Source organism: Salinibacterium sp. 10G20-15 (genome assembly GCF_057365065.1).
The window spans coordinates 289,378-308,651 of record NZ_CP195118.1 but is presented as its reverse complement, the minus strand read 5'-3'; the positions used below and the strand labels follow the sequence as shown (position 1 = coordinate 308,651).

Below are 19,274 nucleotides of genomic sequence, written 5' to 3'. Positions count from 1 at the left end.
GGTGTTCGTAACCGCAGTGCTGAACTACTTGGCGCGGCGACCGCGCAAGCGAGCGAAGAAACCACGCGGGGCGGGTGTGGGCGCGGGAGCGCCCATTTCGTCGTTCGTGGCGCCGGGAAGTACCCGCAGGATGTTCATGAGGCTTAAAGCTGCGAGCAGTGAATTCGCTGCCGACTGTTCGGTTTCAGCGATGGCGGAGAGTTCTTTCGCTGACAACGGCGCGTGGCTGAGGATAGAGGTCATCCGCAGCTGGTCTGCATCGTGCGGAAGACTCGTCATGTTGGGCCAGCGGCGCAGGCGGTAACGCGCGTCATCGGCGAGCCACGGGGCTGCGGCCTGAGCGTAACCGGTCGTGCCGATCATCCACAGCAACGGGTTCAGGTCGAAGCCTGCGCCGGTGGGCATGATGACTTCTTCGCGAACGTGGGTGCGGATGCTGATGTCGGTGGGGAACATCGGAAAGTCGGCCAGCTCTGCTTTCCACCAGTACGCACGCTCCGAAACGTCGATGACGAGCATCGGAAAGCTGGGCGAGGTGATGGCAAGCACCGTCGGTTGAGCGCTGCTCGCGGCCATCTTGATGGCTTCAGCAACCGGGGCCCACTCCGAGCTGATGGCCGTGAGGCCAGAGTCGTCATCGCTGTCGCGGTAGCCCACGGTGGGGTCTCCGGCGCTCGCGGAATCAACGGCGGTCTCCGCAAGCGGCGCCTCAAGTTCACGCAACGTGCTGGCGAGATTGGGCTCGGGAGTCGTTTCACGAGAAGCCGACGCGCTTGCGGCGTCGTGCTGGGGTTGCTCCTCGTGCTCGACCTCGGTGGGGTCGGCGAACTCGACATCGACGAGCTGGTGCACGAGCGGCGCGCGTGCTCCAGAGATCTCATCGGTCCACGTGTGGTTGTCCCACCAGCGAAGCTGAGGGAGGCCAAGCGGGTCGGGGTACCAGCCGGCGGGGATATTTGTTGAGTAAGTAGTCATCTTCACGCCTCCTGCGTGAATTCTGGTGCAATGCCGAGGGTGCATCGCGGTCAAGCTTCTTCGGGTAAAAATCCTCGATTCAGGAAGTGATCTGCGGGTTAGACGGTGATCACACCTGTTCGTAGTTCCTGGTCCTGCTGCGGGTTATTCGGGTAGTGATGCTCTGGTTATTCGGGTGGGGCGGGTGTCGGGTTTGGTCTACTTCGCCATTAGCAGAGTATTGAGCCTTCGCGCGGTGCGTCGTGCGGCGGTCAACGATATGCCGATGGTTGCTTTGTCGGTGAACAGGGCTGCGAGCACCAGCGGGTGATCGGTGACTCGCACCTGAACGACGTGGCCCTGTTCGGCCGCGACGATCACAAACTCGTTGTCTCCGAGTCGTAATTCTCGTGCGACAGCATCGGCGAGGGCCTGAGTTGAGCTGGCCATGCTCGCGAAACGACTGCTATCAAAATCTTTGCCCGCAACAGTGACGACGCTAAACCCATCCTCCGTAAGGAGGGATGCATAGCTCAGCGACGGGGCGAGCGAGCGGAGCCCCCCAAGGGCTAGCTCGCCCCGGGAGATGTACTTCGGGTTGAGGTGGGTGATGACACTCATCGTGCCCTCCTCGATAACGCCGGAGCGACAGCCTGTTTGAGTTCAACGTTGGCAACGAGAGTCATGAGCAATACGGTCATGTCGGCGTTGGAGCGAGCATCCACGGTGAAGACGGGAATCATGACGTCGGGCATTTCATCGGCTAGCGCGTTCGCATAGTCCTCAATGAGTGAATGGGGTACGAGGTCGGCGCGAGTAAGCCCGATCACGATTCCGCCCCGTTCATACAGGGCGAAGAACTCTTTGACGTATTCGAGAGCGGTCTCGACGGGATTCTCGGCATCCGCGTTCACTAACAGGATGACGCCCTCGGCGCGTTCAGCAAGGATCGTCCACATGAAGTCGAACCGCTTTTGGCCGGGAACGCCGTACAAGCGAACCTTCTCGGCTTCGTTGACGCTGATCTCGCCGTAGTCGAGCGCGACAGTGGTGGTGGCTTTCGCAGCGGCCGCTTGATCACTATTGGCAGCCTCAGTGCTCACGACTTCGATCTCGCTGAGGGCGCGGATGGCAGTTGTCTTTCCGGCACCCATCGGTCCAGCGAATAGTATGACGTGCTCTGACATCTGATCCTCCCCCCAGGGGCTCATGAGACGGTTCTCTACGGTTCTTGCTCATTGAAGCATGCAAGCCCCCAAAGCGGGGTAGTAGACCCCCGTTTGGGTGTCGTTCGAAATAGTCCGCATAAATGCTGACCAGAACGTTCTGTCTGTCCCCCCAAGACGTGGCGAGTTTTCGCGGGTTTTGAGCGTTGCGCGAGACCAATTACTCACTGTGCTCGACCGACGCGGCGTTCGCCGGCGGGTGCCGCAAGCGGCTTTCGGGGCGAGATTTGTGCCCCGACAATGGCGGTGAGCGCGAGGGCAAAACCGAGCAGTTGAAGGGGGCTGAAACGTTCACCGAGAAGCGCAGCGCCGAGCAGCGCGGCGGTGAGTGGTGAGAGCAGGCCGAGTACGGCGAGCGACGCGATCGGCACGATGCGTATGCCGCGGAACCAGAGCGTGTACGCAACGATCCCGCCGGCGATTCCGAGCCAGGCGTAGCCGGCAATCGCGGAGCTTGTGATGCCGCCGGGAAAGCCTTCGGCGAGCAGGGTGATCGGCAGCAAAAAGAGCCCGCCCGCGGTGAGCAGCCAGCCTGCGTAACTGAGCGCAGAAACTGCCGGCGGCTTGCCCCAGTGCTTGGAGAGGATTACGCCGAGAGCCATGGATGCGGTGCCGCCGAGTCCGGCGATGAGTCCGATGGTGTCGAGCTGGGCACTCGCTCGCAGCACGACGAGGGCCACGCCGAGGGCTCCGACGAGGCCCCATGCGACGAGCCGCCACGGGGCGCTCTGGCGCAGGATGACGACGATCAGCACCGCAACGATGAGGGGTTGGGCGGCGCCGAGAGTGGCGGCAACCCCTCCCGGCAGTCGATAGGCGGCGATAAAGAGCAGGGGGAAGAATGCTCCGATGTTGAGCACGCCAAGCACGAGTGACTTCCCCCACCACGCACCCTGGGGGAGTTGTCGCGTGACGGCGAGGGCGGTCAGGCCGGCGGGGAGGGCGCGCACGAGGGAGGCGAACAACGGATGCCCGTCGGGCAGTAGCTCGGTCGTGACGACGTAGGTCGTGCCCCACGCGATGGGTGCGATCGCGGTGATGAGGGTGTCGCGCAAGTGCATGTGAAGTCCTCAATGTTCAATAGTTTAACGTTAAAGAATCTAGAGGGTTATGCTGGAAGCGTCAAATAGTTCAACGTTGAAAGATCGAGAAGCCATGACAGACAGTGTCGACCGCATCCTCGCCCAGTGGGCCACCGTGCGCCCCGAGCTCGACGTGAGCGCCATGGGCGTGCTCGGCCGGCTCTCGCGCCTCACGCGGCTGCTCGAGCGGGCGCAAAGCGATGTCTTCGAAGCGCACGGTTTGCAGCCGGGGGAGTTCGACATCCTCGCCACTCTGCTCCGAACGGATGCTGGACCACGCGGGCTCACCGCTGGCGCGCTCACCGACAGCGCGATGGTCACCTCGGGCGCGATCACCAACCGGCTCGACCGCCTCGTGACCAAGGGGCTCATCTCGCGCGAAACTGACCCGGAGAACCGGCGCACTGTTCGCGTTGCTCTCACGTCTCACGGTGCCGAGGTAATTGAAGGCGCGCTCGCCGCCCACGTCGAGAACGAAGAACGGCTACTGGAGTCGCTCGGTAGCGATGAGCGCGACCAACTCGCGATTCTACTCAGCGGGTTGCTGAGTGCGCACGAGCGCGACGCTGGCTAGACGGCGTAGCGCGCGTACTGTTCGCGAATGACGGGACGGTGGTCGGATGCGGGCTCCGCAACCGTGGCGATTGTCCAGTCGGGGCGCGTGCCGTCGAGCACCCACGCCGCCTGAGCTGCGGCACCGAGGGCGACGTACTCTCCGGGCTCGGGGACCACAACCGGCACGGCGAAGACCTGCGACGCGATCGTTGAGACGGCCGGATTCTGAGCCGCTCCACCGATGAGGAGGATGCGTTCGGCGGTGACTCCCTGGTGCACGAGAGCGTCGAGGCCATCCGCGAGACCGCATAGCAGTCCCTCGATGGCGGCGCGCGCGAGTGACGGCCGGGTCGTGGAGGCCAGCGTCATGCCGAACAGGGTTGCTGTGGTATCCGGCAGGTTGGGGGTTCGTTCGCCTTCGAAGTAGGGCTGAAGAACGAGGCCGTGGGCGCCGGGTTCGGACTCGAGCGCGAGGGCGCCAAGTCCGTTGTGGTCCACGTCGAGGAGAGCGGCAGTGCTGTCGAGCACGCGCGCGGCGTTCATGGTGGCGACGAGCGGGAGAAAGTTGCCGCTGGCGTCCGCAAAGCCGGCCACGGTGCCCGTGGAGTCGGGGATCTGCGTGGTTGCGACAGCGAAAACGGTGCCGCTCGTGCCGATCGACACCACGACGTCGCCAGCGCGGGCTCCGAGACCCAGTGCTGCTCCGGCGTTATCACCAGCGCCACACGCCACCGATATGACCGTCGGTGCCGCGAGCGAGTCGGCGACGGCTCCCGCAGATTCGCCGGGCGCAACAATGCGGGGGAGGGTGATCGCCGAGGCGTCACGGCCCAGGGCTGCACCGAGAACTTCGAGATCGTACTCGTTGGTGACCGAGTTGAAGTAGCCGGTGCCGCTCGCATCGGAACGGTCGGTGACCAGCTCCGTCAGTTCAGGATTCTCGGGGCCGAAGCCGCGCAAACGCCACGTCAGCCAGTCGTGCGGCAGGCACACGGCGGCAACAAGGGCGGCGTTCTCGGGTTCGGCGTCGCGCAACCAGCGCAGCTTCGTCGACGTAAACGAGGCAACCGGCTTCGAGCCGGTGCGCTCGGCGAGGTCGGGAAGCTCGGCGCTGAGGGCGTCGGCCGCGGCAGCGGAGCGCGTGTCGTTCCACAGCAGGGCTGGGCGGATGACCCGGCCGGCGGCATCCAACACGACCATGCCATGTTGTTGGCCACCGACCGAGATCGCGGAGACGTCATCCAATCCGCCCGCCGCGGTGATGGCCTCGTTGAGGGCCACCCACCAAGCGTTCGGATCAACCTCGGTGCCGGCCGGATGGGAGGCGCGGCCGGTACGCACGAGCGCACCAGTCGCGGCATCCACGATCACGATCTTGCAGGACTGGGTTGAGGAGTCGATCCCCGCGACGAGGGTCATTTAGCGGGCGCCCATGAGGTGCTCGGTTGCGAGCTGCTGCAGGCGAACGAAGCCGAAGCCCTTGCCGTTGAAGTAGGCCTCGTAGTCGAAGTCTTCGTACGAAGCGCGGTCTGCCAGCAGGTCGTCATAGCTTTCATTCTCGCCGAGAGTGTTCTCGGCCAGCTCGAAGACGCGCGCTGCTTCGAGGGCTTCGTGCACCTCGGGGTCGGCGCGGAAGGCTGCCGCGCGCTCCTTGAGCAGCAGGTAGGTGCGCATGTTGGCGGCAGCGGAATCCCACACGCCGGTCTCGTCTTCGGTGCGGCTCGGCTTGTAGTCGAAGTGACGCGGGCCCGTGTAGCTCTGGCCGCCGTCGGGGCCACCATTTTCGAGCAGGTCGACGAGTGAGAACGCGTTGTGCAGGTCGCCGTGACCGAAGACGAGGTCCTGGTCGTACTTGATTCCGCGCTGGCCGTTGAGGTCAATGTGGAACAGCTTGTCTTGGTACAGCGCTTGAGCGATGCCCGAGGTGAAGTTCAAGCCAGCCATTTGCTCGTGGCCAACTTCGGGGTTCACGCCGAACAGTTCAGGGCGTTCGAGGGTCTCGATGAACGCAATGGCGTGTCCAACGGTGGGCAGCAAGATATCGCCGCGGGGCTCGTTGGGCTTGGGCTCAATAGCGAAGCGGATGTCGTAGCCCTTCTCAGTGACATAGTCACCAAACAGGTTGAGAGCTTCGCGGTAGCGCTCCAGGGCGGAACGCACGTCTTTCGCGGAGTCATACTCTGCGCCCTCGCGGCCGCCCCACATGACGAAGGTCTTGGCGCCGAGCTCTACGCCGAGTTCGAGCTGACGCATTGCTTTGCGCATAGCGAAGCGGCGAACACCGCGGTCGTTGGAGGTGAAGCCGCCGTCTTTGAAGACGGGCGCACTGAAGAGGTTGGTGGTGACCATCGGCACGATGAGCCCGGTGTCGCTGAGCACTTGCTTGAGGCGGTCGATCTGCTTCTGGCGTTCGGCATCCGTGGATCCAAAGGCGAAGAGGTCATCGTCGTGAAAGGTGAGACCGTACGCGCCCAGCTCGGCGAGCTTTTCTACGCCGTGAACGACATCGAGGGGGGCGCGAGTGGGGCCACCGAAGGGGTCGGCTCCGTTGTAGCCGATAGTCCAGAGCCCGAAGGAGAACTTGTCGGCGGGGGTGGGTTGTGTAGGCATTGAGGCTCTCCGTTGACAGCATTGGCAATAAGTTATTGAAAGCAACATACGTGGGTAACGCTGCCGCGTCAATCTCCGATAGTGAATCGAAACCTACATAATTCCGGGCATCCTGCATCAATTCGGCGAAAGTTTGCGAAAGTTGTTGCATTCAACGTATAAACCAATATAAGTTCGCTCTATCAACAAAACGGGGCACTTACGCTGCCCCTCGCGATACAACGAAGTAGCGCTCCACGGCGCTGGTGTTCCGGCCCGTGCTCTTCGTCTCTCGTGAGGACCGCAGCCACGCCTCGGCCGGTCAAACCCCCCGTGTGGCCGGTTTGGTGCCCGGCAATCACATGTGAAAGGGACAACACGATGTCAATGAAGAAGATAATTGCGGCCGCAGCAGCGACCGTAATGGCCCTAGGGCTCGCCGCCTGCAGCAGCGGAGCAGCAGGCGGAGGAGACAACCTCGGTAGCGTCGGTATCTCGATGCCTACCCGCAGCCTTGAACGTTGGATCAACGATGGCGAAGGCCTCAAGGCTCAGCTCGAAGACGCCGGTTACTCGGCCGACCTGCAGTACGCGGATGACAAGGCCGATACTCAGATCAGCCAGATTCAGAACCAGATCGCTTCCGGCGTCGACATTCTCGTCATCGCGGCGATCGACGGCGAGCTCCTTGCTCCCGTGCTTGCCGACGCGAAAGCACAGGACATCACGGTCATCGCCTACGACCGTCTGATCAACGGGACTCCCGATGTCGACTACTACGCGACGTTCGACAACTACAAGGTCGGCCAGCTTCAGGGCGAGTTCATCGAAGAACAGCTCGGACTCGCTGACGGTGCAGGCCCGTTCAACCTTGAACCGTTCGCCGGCAGCCCCGACGATAACAACGCCAAGTTCTTCTTCTCTGGCGCCTGGGATGTCTTGCTTCCATATGTAGAGAGCGGCCAGCTGGTTGTTCCCTCGGGCAAGGCTCCGGCGAGCAACGATGACTGGGCAAGCATCGGAATTCTCGGTTGGAAGTCTGACTCGGCTCAGTCCGAACTCGACAACCGCTTGGGTTCGTTCTACACCGGTGGCGAGAAGATCGACGTCGTTCTTTCTCCCAACGACAGCCTCGCTCAGGGGATTGCCGCTTCGCTTCGCAGCGCCGGTTACACCGCGGGCACCGACTGGCCTCTCTTGACCGGTCAGGATGCCGACAAGGCTAGCGTCGTCAACATCCTCGCTGGAGAACAGTCGATGACGGTCTGGAAGGACACCCGCGAGTTGGGCAACGTCGTCTTCGGCTTCATCGAGGCGATCATGAACGGCGAGGAGCCGGAGATCAACGACACCGAGACGTACGACAACGGTGAAAAGGTTGTTCCCGCGTTCCTCATCGCGCCCGAGGTTGTTGTGAAGGATGACGTGCAGTCGAAGCTCATCGACTCCGAATTCCTGAAGGCCTCAGACGTAGGACTCTAGCCCCGGCTAGATCCCAGTAATACGATTCGACGATCGGGGGACGGCACAGTAGCCGTCCCCCGAAAGTCACTGCGAGCGGAGCACACTCATGACTGCCATCCTCAGCATGAACCAGATCACAAAAGACTTCAGCGGCGGTGTTCGTGCCCTCGATGGCGTAAGCCTCGAGGTCGAGCGCGGACACGTGCACGCCATTTGCGGCGAAAACGGCGCCGGCAAATCAACCCTCATGAAGGTGCTGAGCGGGGTCTATCCCGTCGGCAGCTACGGCGGCAGCATCACCTTTGAGAATCACGAGACCGCGTACCGGTCGATCAATGATTCTGAGGCCGACGGTATCGTCATCATTCACCAGGAGCTCGCGTTGAGCCCCTACCTCTCTATTGCAGAGAACATCTTCCTCGGCAACGAGATCGCCACGCGCGGTGTTGTCGACTGGCCCAAGACCAATCGCGAAGCAACCATGTTGCTCGCGCGCGTCGGTCTCGACGAGCTACCCAGCACGCCCGTGCTTGAACTCGGTGTCGGCAAGCAACAGCTTGTAGAGATCGCCAAGGCTCTCTCTAAGCAAGTGAAGTTGTTGATTCTGGATGAGCCCACCGCGGCCCTCAATGATGAAGACTCGGCACACTTGCTCGACCTCATCAACAGTCTTCGCGGTCAGGGCATCACGTGCATCATCATTTCGCACAAGCTCAAAGAGATTCGCCGTATTGCGGATACCGTCACCATCATTCGCGATGGCCAAACCATCGAAACCTTCGAAATGAAGGAAGAGGATGCCACCGAAGCGCGCATCATTCGCGCGATGGTCGGTCGCGACCTCGACAGCATGTTCCCGCCGCACACGCCCGAGATTGGCGATGAACTGTTCCGGGTAGAGAACTGGACGGTGCATCATCCGGTCGACACGACCCGCAAGGTTGTCGAGAACGCGTCGTTCTCAGTGCGGGCAGGCGAGATCGTCGGGTTCGCCGGGCTCATGGGCGCAGGGCGCACCGAGCTCGCGATGAGCATCTTCGGTCGCTCCTATGGCAGCCACATCAGCGGCACCGCCTTCAAAGCGGGCAAAGAAATCTCGGTCAAGACTGTCAGCGAGGCGATCGGCCACGGCATCGCCTACGCCACCGAAGACCGCAAGCATTTCGGCCTCAACCTGATCGGTAGCATCGCCGTCAATATCTCAGCGGCAGCGCTCTCGAAGCTTTCGCGCTTCGGCATCGTCGATCGTTTCGCGGAGAACAAAGTCGCCGAGGGCTACCGCGGCCAAATGAACATCAAAACTCCGAACGTATCGGTGCTCTCGGGCAACCTCTCGGGCGGCAACCAGCAAAAGGTTGTCTTGAGCAAGTGGATGTTCTCAGGCCCCGACATCCTGATTCTCGACGAACCGACCCGCGGCATCGATGTCGGTGCCAAATACGAAATCTACGGAATCATCAACGACCTCGCCCGCCAGGGTAAAGCGGTCGTCGTGATCTCCTCAGAACTACCGGAGCTTCTCGGACTCTGCGACCGCATCTATGCGATCTCCGAAGGCACCATCACCGGCGAGGTCGATCGCGCCGACGCTACCCAAGAACGACTCATGCACTTGATGACCGCGGGAAAGGACTAACCCGATGAGCACCACAACCCCCACTCGTAAACTGCCCAAGATGCAGGTTGACCTGCGTCAGTACGGCATCCTCGCTGCGCTCGCCGTCATCGTTATCCTGTTCCAAGTGTTGACGGATGGTCGGCTCCTGCTGCCCGGAAACCTCAACAACCTCATCCAGCAGAACGCCTATGTGCTGATTCTCGCCGTGGGCATGGTCATCGTGATTATCGCGGGACACATCGACCTCTCGGTGGGTTCTGTCGTGGCCATGGTGGGCGCGGTGGCCGCAATATCGATGAGCCAGTGGGGGCTGCCCTGGTGGGCCGCCGTCATCATCTCGATTCTGCTCGGCGCAGCGGTCGGAGCATGGCAGGGGTTCTGGGTGGCCTTCGTCGGCATCCCGGCCTTCATCGTCACGCTTGCGGGCATGCTGTTGTTCCGCGGTCTCACGCTCGTGTTCCTCACGGGCGGCACGATCAACGCTCTTCCCGGTGAGTTCAACGCGATCGGTGGCGGGTGGCTGCCCGAGCTGTTCGGCACGATTGGTGAAGGTCGCGGCAGCCGCGACATCCTCACCATCGTCTTGGGAGTTCTAGCGGTGGCGATGCTGATCACTCAGCAGATCCGTACTCGCGCCAAGCAGCGCAAGCTCGACCTTCCGGTGGAACGCAGTGCGTCGTTCTGGATCAAGAACGGTGTTGCGGCGATTGTGATCTTGGCGCTCACGTTCCAGCTCTCCGCCTACCGCGGAACCCCGATCATCCTGATTATCTTGGCCGTATTGATTCTGCTCTTCACGTTCGTGCTGAACCAGACCGTCTTCGGTCGTCACGTTTATGCGATCGGTGGCAACCTCTTCGCCGCGCAGATGAGTGGTGTGAAGACCTCGTGGATCAACTTCTTCGTCTTCGTGAACATGGGCGTGCTGGCGGGTCTCGCCGGGGTGGTCACGACGGCGCGTGCTGGTGGTGCCGTGGCATCCGCCGGTCAGAGCTTCGAGCTGGATGCCATTGCTGCCGTGTTCATTGGTGGCGCGGCGGTCACCGGTGGTGTCGGTACCGTCATCGGCGCGGTGATCGGTGCGCTCATTATGGGGGTGCTCAACATGGGGCTGTCGATCCTGTCGGTGGATGCCGCCTGGCAGCAAACGATCAAGGGACTCGTGCTGCTTCTTGCCGTGGCATTTGATGTCATGAGCAAGCGTCGCGCCGGACGTCGCTAGTCTTAGCATCAACGTTTTATTGCCAACCGAGTGGAACCGCCCGTGAACCAGAACACCCCGCCCTCGTCGTCGCTGCCGTCGCCGACCGGCACGGGAGGGCGCGGCGATCGCACTCGGCGGCACAATCTGTCGCGCGTGCTGACCCTGCTTCATCGTGGGGCTCAGCGCCGCTCACAGTTGACCTCGCAGACGGGGCTCAACCGCTCGACTATTGCGGCGCTCGTGGCCGAACTTACCGAGTTGGGTTTGGCGTACGAAAGTGAGCCAGATCCCACTCGGCAGGTCGGTCGCCCGTCGCCGATGGTGAACGCGGATGCTCGCACGGTGGCCATTGCGGTCAACCCCGAGATCGACGCCATCACCGTCGGGGTCGTAGGGCTCGACGGTTCGCTCTTGAAGCGCATCCGCTATGAGACGGAGGAGCCGCCGACTGTTTCGCAGTTCGTCAAGATCTCCAGCGTGATCATCGAAAGCTTGCGGGGCGAGTACGAAACGACGGGGCGCATCGTGGGGATCGGCGTTGCTGCTCCTGGTCTGGTGCGCGTCGAAGACGGCCTCGTGCGCTGGGCACCTCACCTTCACTGGCGCGATGAACCCGTGAGCGAACTGCTTGCTGAAGCAACCGGTTACCCCGTCTCTACGGCCAACGACGCGAGTGTGGGTGCGCTCGGTGAGCACATTTACGGCGCCGGCCGCGACATCGATGACCTCATCTACCTCAATGGTGGTGCCAGCGGTATCGGTGGCGGCATCATCAGCGGCGGGCGGCCCCTCACCGGGCGTGCCGGCTATGCGGGAGAGTTCGGTCACGTTCGCGTCGAGAACGGTGCTGCCGAGAAAGGCACGCGCGAAGAGGGCAGCCTCGAGACCGAAGTGAACCGCGCCGACCTGCTGCAGGCTCTTGGCCTCACCAACGTTGATTCCGAAACTCTGGATGCTGCACTGCGCGAATCCACGGATCCGGCGGTGAGCGCGCTCGTGCACCGACAGCTGCTGTCGCTCGGCACGTCGCTGCGCAACGCAGTGAATGTATTGAATCCTGAAGTGATTGTGCTCGGCGGTTTCTTGGCATCCATCTTCGCGTTTGATCCCGAGTTTTTGATTGAGCGGGTGCGCAGCCAGTCGCTCGAAGCATCGTTCGAGGGCGTGCAGATTGTGCCGGCTCAACTCGGTGCAGACCTGCTCATGATCGGCGCGGCCGAGCTCGCTTTCGCTGCGCTCCTCGAAGACCCCGCGGCGCTCTAGTTCTTTCTTGACGTAACCTCGGGATAGTTTCGGCCAAATCGAAGCTCCCGGTCTTAGGGTTGCAAGATGAACTCCGATTACCGCGATTCTGGTCTCGTTTTTCCGCCGAACTTCATCGTCGGCTCCGCGACGGCGGCGTATCAAGTGGAGGGCGCTGCGCGTGATGGCGGTCGCACTGAATCCATCTGGGATACCTTCAGCCACACTCCGGGCAAGACCTGGAACGGCGACACCGGCGATGTTGCCGACGACCACTATTACCGCTTAGAGTCCGACCTCGATCTCATGGCCGAGCTGGGTCTCGACGCCTACCGTTTCTCCATCTCGTGGCCACGGTTTCAGCCGGGCGGACAGGGTCCGATCAACCCGGAGGGAGTCTCGTTTTACTCGCGGCTCGTCGATGGGCTGCTAGCCCGCGGCATCCGCCCCATCGCCACTCTGTATCACTGGGATCTGCCGCAAGAACTGGAGGATGAGGGTGGCTGGCCTGAGCGCGATACTGCCATGTGGTTCGCTGAATATGCCGAGCTCGCCGCCACTGCTCTGGGCGATCGCGTGCACACGTGGACGACTCTCAACGAGCCCTGGTGCTCGGCCTACTTGGGCTACGGTTCGGCCTCGCACGCGCCCGGTCGCACGAGTGATGCTGACGCGCTGGCCGCGGTGCACCACCTCAATCTGGCCCACGGAATGGCCGTGCCCCGCATCCGTGCCGCCGCGACGAATTCGCCCCAGGTGTCGGCGACCCTCAACTTTCACGTGATTCGCGGTGAGGATGCCGAGGCCAAGCGTCGCATCGATGCGCTCGCGAACCGCGCCTTCACGAGCCCGATGCTGCTCGGTCGCTACGACGATGACTTCATTGCCGACACGAGCGAGGTGACCGACTGGTCGTTCGTTCACGCGGGCGATTTGGCGACCATCCATCAGCCCCTTGATTTCTTGGGCGTCAACTACTACTCCACGGTCACGGTGAAGATGTGGGATGGCGTGAGCGAGCGGGCGATGAACGACGGTCACAAAGACATGGGCGGTTCCGCGTGGCCGGGCAGCCGTAATGTCGAGTTCTTGCCGCAGGCGGGCCCGTACACGGCCATGAACTGGAACATCGCGCCCGACGGTCTTGAGGATCTGCTGGTTGATCTGAGCGAGCGATTCCCTGACCTGCCGTTGATGATCACCGAGAACGGTGCCGCGTTTGACGACGAGGTAACGGATGGTCGGGTGCACGATGCCGACCGGGTCGACTATCTCAACCGGCATTTCACGGCCGCGCACCGAGCGATGCAGCGCGGGGTGAACCTGCAGGGGTATCTCGTGTGGTCGCTGCTCGACAACTTCGAGTGGGGCTACGGCTACTCGAAGCGCTTCGGAATCGTACGGGTCGACTACGACACTCAAGATCGCATCGTGAAAGACAGCGGGTTGTGGGTTTCTGAGGTCGCTAAGAACAAGGCGACGCCGGCGCTGAGCTAGCGCGCGAACTGGCTAGCGGCTTAGCGGCCTAGCGAGAGTCTGAGTTAGCGCGCCAGCTCCGCGCGCCTGATGTGCGAGCGGGCATGTTCGATTGCGGGCTCGAGTTCTTCGAACAGGTGGTTCGGATGCCGCAGCGAGCGGATCACGCCGAGCCGCTGCAGCACATCCCGGTGTTCGGGGCGGATGCCCTTGATGATCACCGTCACGCCGCGGCGTTCGAGGGCGGTGATGAGTTCGGTGAGGGTGTGTGCCCCAGTCGCGTCGATCAGGTGCAGTTGCGACAGTCGCACGATCACGACTTCGATGCCCTGATGCTCGTTGATGCGGTCGATGAGACGTTCGGCTGCTCCGAAGAACAGGGACCCGTCGATGCGGAAGAGTGCGATGCGTTCGTCACCGGGCTCGGGGGAGCCGGGGAGTTCTTCGCGGTGCACGCCGCTGGCTTTGCTGAGGGCGCGGAGAGCGAAGAAGGCGGCGACAGCGATGCCGATGCCGACGGCGATGATGAGGTCGAAGCTCACGGTGATAATGCCCGTGATCACGAACACGGCGGCTTCGGCCTTGCCAGTGCGCAGCATGGTCTTGATCAGGGTGGGTGAAACCATGCGGGCGGCGGTCGCCATGAGCACTCCTGAGAGAGCGGCGAGCGGGATCACGGCGACAACTTGCGCGGCGAGGTAAACGACGATGAGCAGTGCGAGGGCGTGCACGATGGCGGAGGCGCGAGTGCGGGCCCCGGAGCGCACGTTCACGGCGGTGCGGGCGATGGCACCGGTGGCCGGCATCCCGCCAAAGAAGCTGGAGGCGATGGAAGCGAGCCCCTGGCCGACGAGTTCGCGGTCGGCGTTGTAGGGCCCGGTGTCAGACATGCTGGCGGCGACGCGGGCGGAGAGCAACGATTCGATCGCGGCGAGGGCGGCGACGGCGAAGGCGGGCCCGATGAGTGTGGCGAGGTCGAACTCGAACGAGGGTACGGCCGGCGCGTGCAAGGAAGCGGGGAGTTCGCCGATGGTCGCCAGCGGCAAGTTGAGGGCTTGAGCGGCAATCGTGACAACGACGATCGCGATGAACGAGGCGGGCAGGCGGCCGCTGATGCAGGTAAGCAGCAACATGATCGCGATCACGGCGGCGGCAACGCCGAGGGGGAGCAGTGCGGCGGGCCACTCGGCAGCACCGATGAAGGCGCCGGCGGCGAGCACAGCGTTGGTGGGGTGTTCGGTGCCCTCGGTGCCGAGCGCTGACGGCACTTGTTGCAGAAAGATGATGATGCCGATGCCGACGGTGAAGCCTTCGATCACGGGCCACGGGATGTAGCTGACGGTGCGGCCAAGTCTCAGCACGCCCGCGATCGCGACGATGATGCCGGCGAGCAGGGTGACAATCGCGACGGCTTCAACGCCTTGGCTGACGACGATGGGGGCGAGCACGACGACCATGGCACCGGTGGGGCCGGAGACTTGGATGTTAGAGCCGCCGAACACGGCTGCGACGAGCCCTGCAACGATGGCGGTGATGAGCCCGGCTTCAGCGCCGACTCCGGAGCTCACGCCAAAGGCGAGCGCGAGGGGGAGGGCGACGATGCCGACGGTGACGCCGGCGAGCAGGTCTCCGCGCCAGCTCGTGCGCAGTTCGCGGTAGTCACTCAGGCTGGGGAGCAGGGTGCGCCAGGAGCGTTTCATCGAGCATCCGGAATCGCGGGAAGGCTGTTCACGAGCTCACGCTGGCTGTCGGCGTCGGTAAGAATCTCGCCGAGCAGCACGCGGGCTACCCGCAGTAGTTCGGCGATCTGGGGGAGTGCGAGGCGGTAGTAGACGACGCTAGCGCGGCGTTCGGAGAGGACGAGTCCATAGCGGCGCAGCACCGAGAGATGTTGGGAGAGGTGGGACGCTTCGAGCCCGGTTTCGGCGAGCATGTCGGCGACGGATGCTTCATTAGCGGCCGACAAAATCTCGAGCACCCGGATGCGGTACGGATGCGCGAGCCCCTTGAAGAGGTTCGCCTTGATTTCATAGAGCGGCCTGCGCTCATCGAGAACGACCATTGCTGTGCTCCCCGTCCCTGACCTGTGCTGCTTACTTGCTGAATTGATGGAATCATCATATCAGCCGTTGTAGTGGCTATGGTCCACGAGGTGCGTAGCGAATTCAGGCGTAACCACATCGGGGGATCGACTTAATCGACCATCCCGAACAGAGTATGAATCACAACAATCTCAGTTCGTAGAACCCCTAGTCGAATCGACAGGTCACGAGAGCGGACCAACGCGGCAATGGCCAACGAAGTCTCACAAACCCCCGCTACGTTCGCTACAGTCGCGGCGGTCCTCGCCTGGGCGGTCATCATCCCGCTGCTCAATGTCGCACTCCCACTCTTATTCCAACTCTGGAATGAGTTCTCGCTGATCGCATTCTTTGGAGAACTGCCATCCCCCGAGGAGATTCGCTCCCAGCACTGGAAACTTGACGTTGCTCGGGTGACATCCACCATCGGTAGCGCCCTGATCATTGCCGCCGTCGTCGTACTCGCGCGTATGAAAATGGCCCGCAGGAATCTCTACTGTGCCCTCTGCCTCAGCGCGGCGCTGTCCATGCTCTGGTTCGCGACGAACAACTGATTCTGAGCGCTTGAGCTCGGTGGCTGATCGGGGCGGCTGAGCCCACAAGAATTCGCTCGCTCGCTGAGGCGGCCGAATTCTCTACTCGTCTCGCGCGCCGCGGGATTCATGGAGCGGTAAGCGATTCCTGTGGACAACCATCGCAGCGCTGGGCGCCCACTCCGCACAATATGAGCATGTCTAATGCTGTGACGACCATTGCCGACCAGGTTCGCCAAAGGGTCCGCCGCGACGGAGTCGATCTGTCGCGCGACAGCGAGTTGGCGTCGCGGTATGTGCGCGACGAGGTGGGTCGCTATAGCGAGCGTGCGCTGGGCGGTTCGGTTCCGCTTCTCACGGATGAAGCCCAGGCCGCCCGCGAGGTCGTGGCGGCGTTGACCGGGTACGGTCCGCTCCAGCCGTTCTTCGATGACGACACCGTCGAGGAGCTCTGGATCAACGGACCCGAGCACGTGTTCGTCGCCCGCAACGGGGTGCCCGAGTTCACGGGCATCCGCCTCACTGATGGTCAGGTTCGCGATCTGGTCGAGCGGATGCTGCAAACCTCGGGTCGCCGCGTCGATTTGAGTTCCCCGTTTGTTGACGCGTCCCTGCCGGACGGTTCGCGACTGCACGTCGTGATTCCGGATGTCACGCGGCGCCACTGGGCGGTGAACGTGCGCAAGTTCAGCCAGAGCATCCGCGATCTGGATCGTCTGGTCGAGCTGGGCAGCCTGCCGCAGCACGCCGCCGATTATCTGCGATTGTGTGTGCTCTCCGGCCAGAACATTGTGGTGTCGGGCGCGACCCAGAGTGGCAAGACCACGATGCTCAACGCCCTGCTCGCGGCGGGCAAACCGACCGAGCGCGTCGTCACCGTCGAAGAGACATTTGAGCTGAGCGTTGCTGGTCACGACCACGTCGGTATGCAGTGCCGCCAGCCCAGCCTCGAGGGCACCGGCGAAATCAGCCTCCGCCGCCTCATCAAAGAAGCACTCCGAATGCGCCCCGACCGCCTCGTGGTCGGGGAAGTGCGCGACGCCGAATCCCTCGACCTCCTTATTGCTCTCAACTCTGGGCTGCCGGGAATGTCGAGCATCCACGCCAATAGCGCCCGCGAAGCGCTCGTGAAACTGTGCACCCTTCCGCTGCTCGCCGGTCGCAACATCGATTCGAGCTTTGTCATGCCGACCGTTGCCAGTTCTGTGGATGTCGTCGTCCACTGCGAGTTGACCGCCAACGGAACGAGGCGCGTGGTCGAGATTCTGTCGCTCACCGGTGACGTCAGCGACGGGGTTATCGACAGCAGTGTTCTCTTCCGGCTGTCGGAGGGTACGCTCCTCCACACCGGCGCCGTACCTGCGCGACTCGCCAAGTTTCAGGCAGCGGGCATCGACCCGGTGTCGCACCTACTCAAGGCTGTCGCATGAGTCTGATCCTGGGCATCATCCTTGCGGTGGGCGTCACCCTTATCAGCGCTCCGTTCCTGTGGCCGATGCAGACCGAACGTCACGTGCGTGGCCGCTCAACGTGGTCGTTGCGGATGCGCGAACGGCTCGTGCAGGCGGGCCTTCCTACCACCAGCCCCTCCATTGTCGTGATCGTGTCTCTGGTTTTCAGCATCGCCGTCGCCGCCATCACGTTCGTCCTCACCTCGGTGATCGCTGTGGTCATCTGTGCTGCTGCCGCTGCACTCGTTCTTCCGGCCCTCGCGATTAGCTGGCGGGCGCGCGCTCGCCGCAAAGCAACGCAGGTTGTCTGGCCCGACGTCGTCGACCAGCTCGTGTCTGCCGTACGCTCCGGGCTTGCCCTTCCCGACAGCCTCATGACGCTCGCGCACACCGGCCCGCTCGTCACGAGGAGCGCTTTTGCCGCGTTCTCTGCGCGATATCGCGCCACGGGCAATTTCGCTATCGCGGTCGACGAACTGAAAGTCGCGCTCGCCGATCCCGTCGCCGACCGCATCCTTGAAACCTTGCGGATGTCACGTGAAGTCGGTGGAAGTGAACTCACCAACGTGCTTCGCAGTCTCAGCGTCTACCTGCGCCAAGAGGCAGCCATCCGTTCGGAGATAGAGGCTCGGCAGGGGTGGGTTATGAATGCCGCCCGGCTCGGATTGGCGGCGCCGTGGGTCGTGCTGTTCCTCTTAACAACTCGCCCCGAAGCAGCGCTCGCCTACAACTCGGCGGGTGGCGTCGCGCTCATCGTTGCTGGGCTCGTTCTCTCGGTTATCGCGTACCGCATCATGGCGGGCATCGGCCGCCTTCCCGAACAGCCGAGGTGGTTCGCATGAGTGATGCACTCGCGTTGGCGATCGTCGCAGGCATTGCTGGTGGTCTTGGGCTCTGGTCGATTCTCAGCCTCATACCGCGTCTCAGCCGCCCAACTTTGGCTACTCGCGTTGCCCCGTATGTGATCGATGTCTCATCGGGTGCTCGGGAGCATCTTGCCCCGCGCTCAGTCGGCCCGCTTCCCGTGCTCGGAGTGTTGCTTATCCCCGCTGCGCGCTGGTTGCGCGAGACCCTCGCGTCAGTGGTTGGTGGGGGAGACCTCATCGCGCGCCGACTTCGGCAGGCTGGCTCCGAGCTCACCATTGAGGCCTATCGTTCACAACAACTGCTGGCAGTCTTGGCCGGTGCCATGCTCGGTGTCGTTTTTGATATTGCGGTCGCTAACCAACAACAGGTGCCGCTGATCGCCCAGGCCGTTCTCGTCCTTGTCGGTGGCGTGGTGGGAATCACCGTGCGCGACTACTTGCTGCAGCGCGCAGCGAAGGCCCGCATCCGTCGGCTCACCGCCGAGCTACCCGTCGTGTTGGAGTTTCTGGCGCTGAGTCTCTCCGCAGGCGAAGGAATCTTGGATGCGGTGCGCCGTGTCTCGCAGGTCAGTGGCGGTGAGCTTTCCCGCGAACTCGCTCGCGTCGTCTCCTCGGTCAATACGGGGCTCCCATTTGGCGAGACGCTGGGGGTGCTCGCCCGAGAACTCGAGCTGCCGCCGTTCACCCGCTGCGTCGATCAGATCCTCGGAGCGCTCGATCGGGGAACCCCGCTCTCTGAAGTGCTGCAAGCCCAAGCTCAGGATGCTCGTGAAGAGTCCAAGCGCGAACTGCTTGAACTGGCAGGCAAGAAAGAGGTCGCGATGCTGTTCCCGCTCGTGTTCCTGATCCTGCCCATCACTATCGCGTTCGCGATCTTCCCCGGCATCTTCGTGCTGCAGGTGGGGTTCTAGCGGTTCGCTCGATTGGAGCGCT

The 19,274-nt window shown here is 62.7% G+C and carries 18 protein-coding genes; 10 read left to right on the top strand and 8 right to left on the bottom strand.

The features are described from left to right. Positions 1 to 24: 24 nt before the first annotated feature. The 4 genes from ACR3YK_RS01460 to ACR3YK_RS01445 form a co-directional block, all read right to left on the bottom strand. Positions 25 to 975 (bottom strand): DUF2510 domain-containing protein, encoded by a 951-nt coding sequence (locus tag ACR3YK_RS01460; protein WP_486175484.1) that lies wholly within the window; start codon positions 973 to 975, stop codon positions 25 to 27. A gap of 198 nt (positions 976 to 1,173) precedes the next feature. After that, a complete protein-coding gene (locus ACR3YK_RS01455; protein WP_486175483.1) occupies positions 1,174 to 1,575 on the bottom strand; it encodes a roadblock/LC7 domain-containing protein in 402 nt (133 codons plus the stop codon). Beyond that, positions 1,572 to 2,141, bottom strand: coding sequence for a GTP-binding protein (locus tag ACR3YK_RS01450; RefSeq protein WP_486175482.1), 570 nt, complete (start codon positions 2,139 to 2,141; stop codon positions 1,572 to 1,574). Before ACR3YK_RS01450 ends, ACR3YK_RS01455 begins: the two co-directional genes overlap by 4 nt. A gap of 203 nt (positions 2,142 to 2,344) precedes the next feature. Continuing rightward, complete coding sequence (locus ACR3YK_RS01445; RefSeq protein ID WP_486175481.1) at positions 2,345 to 3,241, bottom strand: EamA family transporter; 897 nt, start codon at positions 3,239 to 3,241, stop codon at positions 2,345 to 2,347. A 94-nt stretch (positions 3,242 to 3,335) separates the two neighbouring features. Here ACR3YK_RS01445 and ACR3YK_RS01440 point away from each other — a divergent pair, with 94 nt between their 5' ends. Continuing rightward, positions 3,336 to 3,836: a MarR family winged helix-turn-helix transcriptional regulator gene (locus ACR3YK_RS01440; protein ID WP_486175480.1), complete on the top strand. Its 501-nt coding sequence runs from the start codon at positions 3,336 to 3,338 to the stop codon at positions 3,834 to 3,836. On the opposite strand, the gene xylB is transcribed toward ACR3YK_RS01440, so the two are convergent. Both xylB and xylA read right to left on the bottom strand, forming a co-directional pair. Continuing rightward, positions 3,833 to 5,236, bottom strand: coding sequence for a xylulokinase (gene xylB / locus ACR3YK_RS01435; RefSeq protein WP_486175479.1), 1,404 nt, complete (start codon positions 5,234 to 5,236; stop codon positions 3,833 to 3,835). The two genes, ACR3YK_RS01440 and xylB, sit on opposite strands and share 4 nt — an antisense overlap. After that, positions 5,237 to 6,427, bottom strand: a complete 1,191-nt coding sequence (gene xylA / locus ACR3YK_RS01430; RefSeq protein WP_486175478.1) for a xylose isomerase — start codon at positions 6,425 to 6,427, stop codon at positions 5,237 to 5,239. Between the two features lie 360 nt (positions 6,428 to 6,787). On the opposite strand from xylA, the gene chvE reads away from it, so the two are divergent. From chvE to ACR3YK_RS01405, 5 genes are all read left to right on the top strand, one after another. Continuing rightward, on the top strand, positions 6,788 to 7,888 hold the full coding sequence (chvE, locus tag ACR3YK_RS01425) for a multiple monosaccharide ABC transporter substrate-binding protein (protein ID WP_486175477.1): 1,101 nt from the start codon (positions 6,788 to 6,790) through the stop codon (positions 7,886 to 7,888). Positions 7,889 to 7,976: 88 nt separating this feature from the next. Beyond that, a complete protein-coding gene (mmsA, locus tag ACR3YK_RS01420; RefSeq protein ID WP_486175476.1) occupies positions 7,977 to 9,506 on the top strand; it encodes a multiple monosaccharide ABC transporter ATP-binding protein in 1,530 nt (509 codons plus the stop codon). Between the two features lie 4 nt (positions 9,507 to 9,510). Continuing rightward, entirely contained in the window at positions 9,511 to 10,710 is a 1,200-nt protein-coding gene (gene mmsB / locus ACR3YK_RS01415; RefSeq protein WP_100389832.1) for a multiple monosaccharide ABC transporter permease, read from the top strand. A gap of 42 nt (positions 10,711 to 10,752) precedes the next feature. Beyond that, positions 10,753 to 11,955, top strand: a complete 1,203-nt coding sequence (locus tag ACR3YK_RS01410) for an ROK family protein (RefSeq protein WP_486175475.1) — start codon at positions 10,753 to 10,755, stop codon at positions 11,953 to 11,955. A 66-nt stretch (positions 11,956 to 12,021) separates the two neighbouring features. Continuing rightward, positions 12,022 to 13,431: a GH1 family beta-glucosidase gene (locus ACR3YK_RS01405; protein ID WP_486175474.1), complete on the top strand. Its 1,410-nt coding sequence runs from the start codon at positions 12,022 to 12,024 to the stop codon at positions 13,429 to 13,431. A gap of 44 nt (positions 13,432 to 13,475) precedes the next feature. Here the strand turns inward: ACR3YK_RS01405 and ACR3YK_RS01400 are convergent, their stop codons facing one another. Together ACR3YK_RS01400 and ACR3YK_RS01395 are read right to left on the bottom strand one after the other, a co-directional pair. Beyond that, on the bottom strand, positions 13,476 to 15,110 hold the full coding sequence (locus ACR3YK_RS01400) for a SulP family inorganic anion transporter (protein ID WP_486175473.1): 1,635 nt from the start codon (positions 15,108 to 15,110) through the stop codon (positions 13,476 to 13,478). Further along, positions 15,107 to 15,472, bottom strand: a complete 366-nt coding sequence (locus ACR3YK_RS01395; RefSeq protein ID WP_486175472.1) for an ArsR/SmtB family transcription factor — start codon at positions 15,470 to 15,472, stop codon at positions 15,107 to 15,109. Before ACR3YK_RS01395 ends, ACR3YK_RS01400 begins: the two co-directional genes overlap by 4 nt. 228 nt (positions 15,473 to 15,700) lie before the next feature. Here ACR3YK_RS01395 and ACR3YK_RS01390 point away from each other — a divergent pair, with 228 nt between their 5' ends. The 4 genes from ACR3YK_RS01390 to ACR3YK_RS01375 all read left to right on the top strand — a co-directional run bounded on the left by ACR3YK_RS01390 (position 15,701) and on the right by ACR3YK_RS01375 (position 19,252). Beyond that, positions 15,701 to 16,045 (top strand): hypothetical protein, encoded by a 345-nt coding sequence (locus ACR3YK_RS01390; protein ID WP_486175471.1) that lies wholly within the window; start codon positions 15,701 to 15,703, stop codon positions 16,043 to 16,045. A gap of 176 nt (positions 16,046 to 16,221) precedes the next feature. After that, on the top strand, positions 16,222 to 17,454 hold the full coding sequence (locus ACR3YK_RS01385; RefSeq protein ID WP_486175470.1) for a TadA family conjugal transfer-associated ATPase: 1,233 nt from the start codon (positions 16,222 to 16,224) through the stop codon (positions 17,452 to 17,454). Then, entirely contained in the window at positions 17,451 to 18,317 is an 867-nt protein-coding gene (locus tag ACR3YK_RS01380; RefSeq protein ID WP_486175469.1) for a type II secretion system F family protein, read from the top strand. Before ACR3YK_RS01385 ends, ACR3YK_RS01380 begins: the two co-directional genes overlap by 4 nt. Further along, a complete protein-coding gene (locus ACR3YK_RS01375) occupies positions 18,314 to 19,252 on the top strand; it encodes a type II secretion system F family protein (RefSeq protein ID WP_486175468.1) in 939 nt (312 codons plus the stop codon). The genes ACR3YK_RS01380 and ACR3YK_RS01375 overlap by 4 nt, the downstream gene beginning before the upstream one ends. The last annotated feature ends 22 nt before the right edge of the window (positions 19,253 to 19,274 follow it).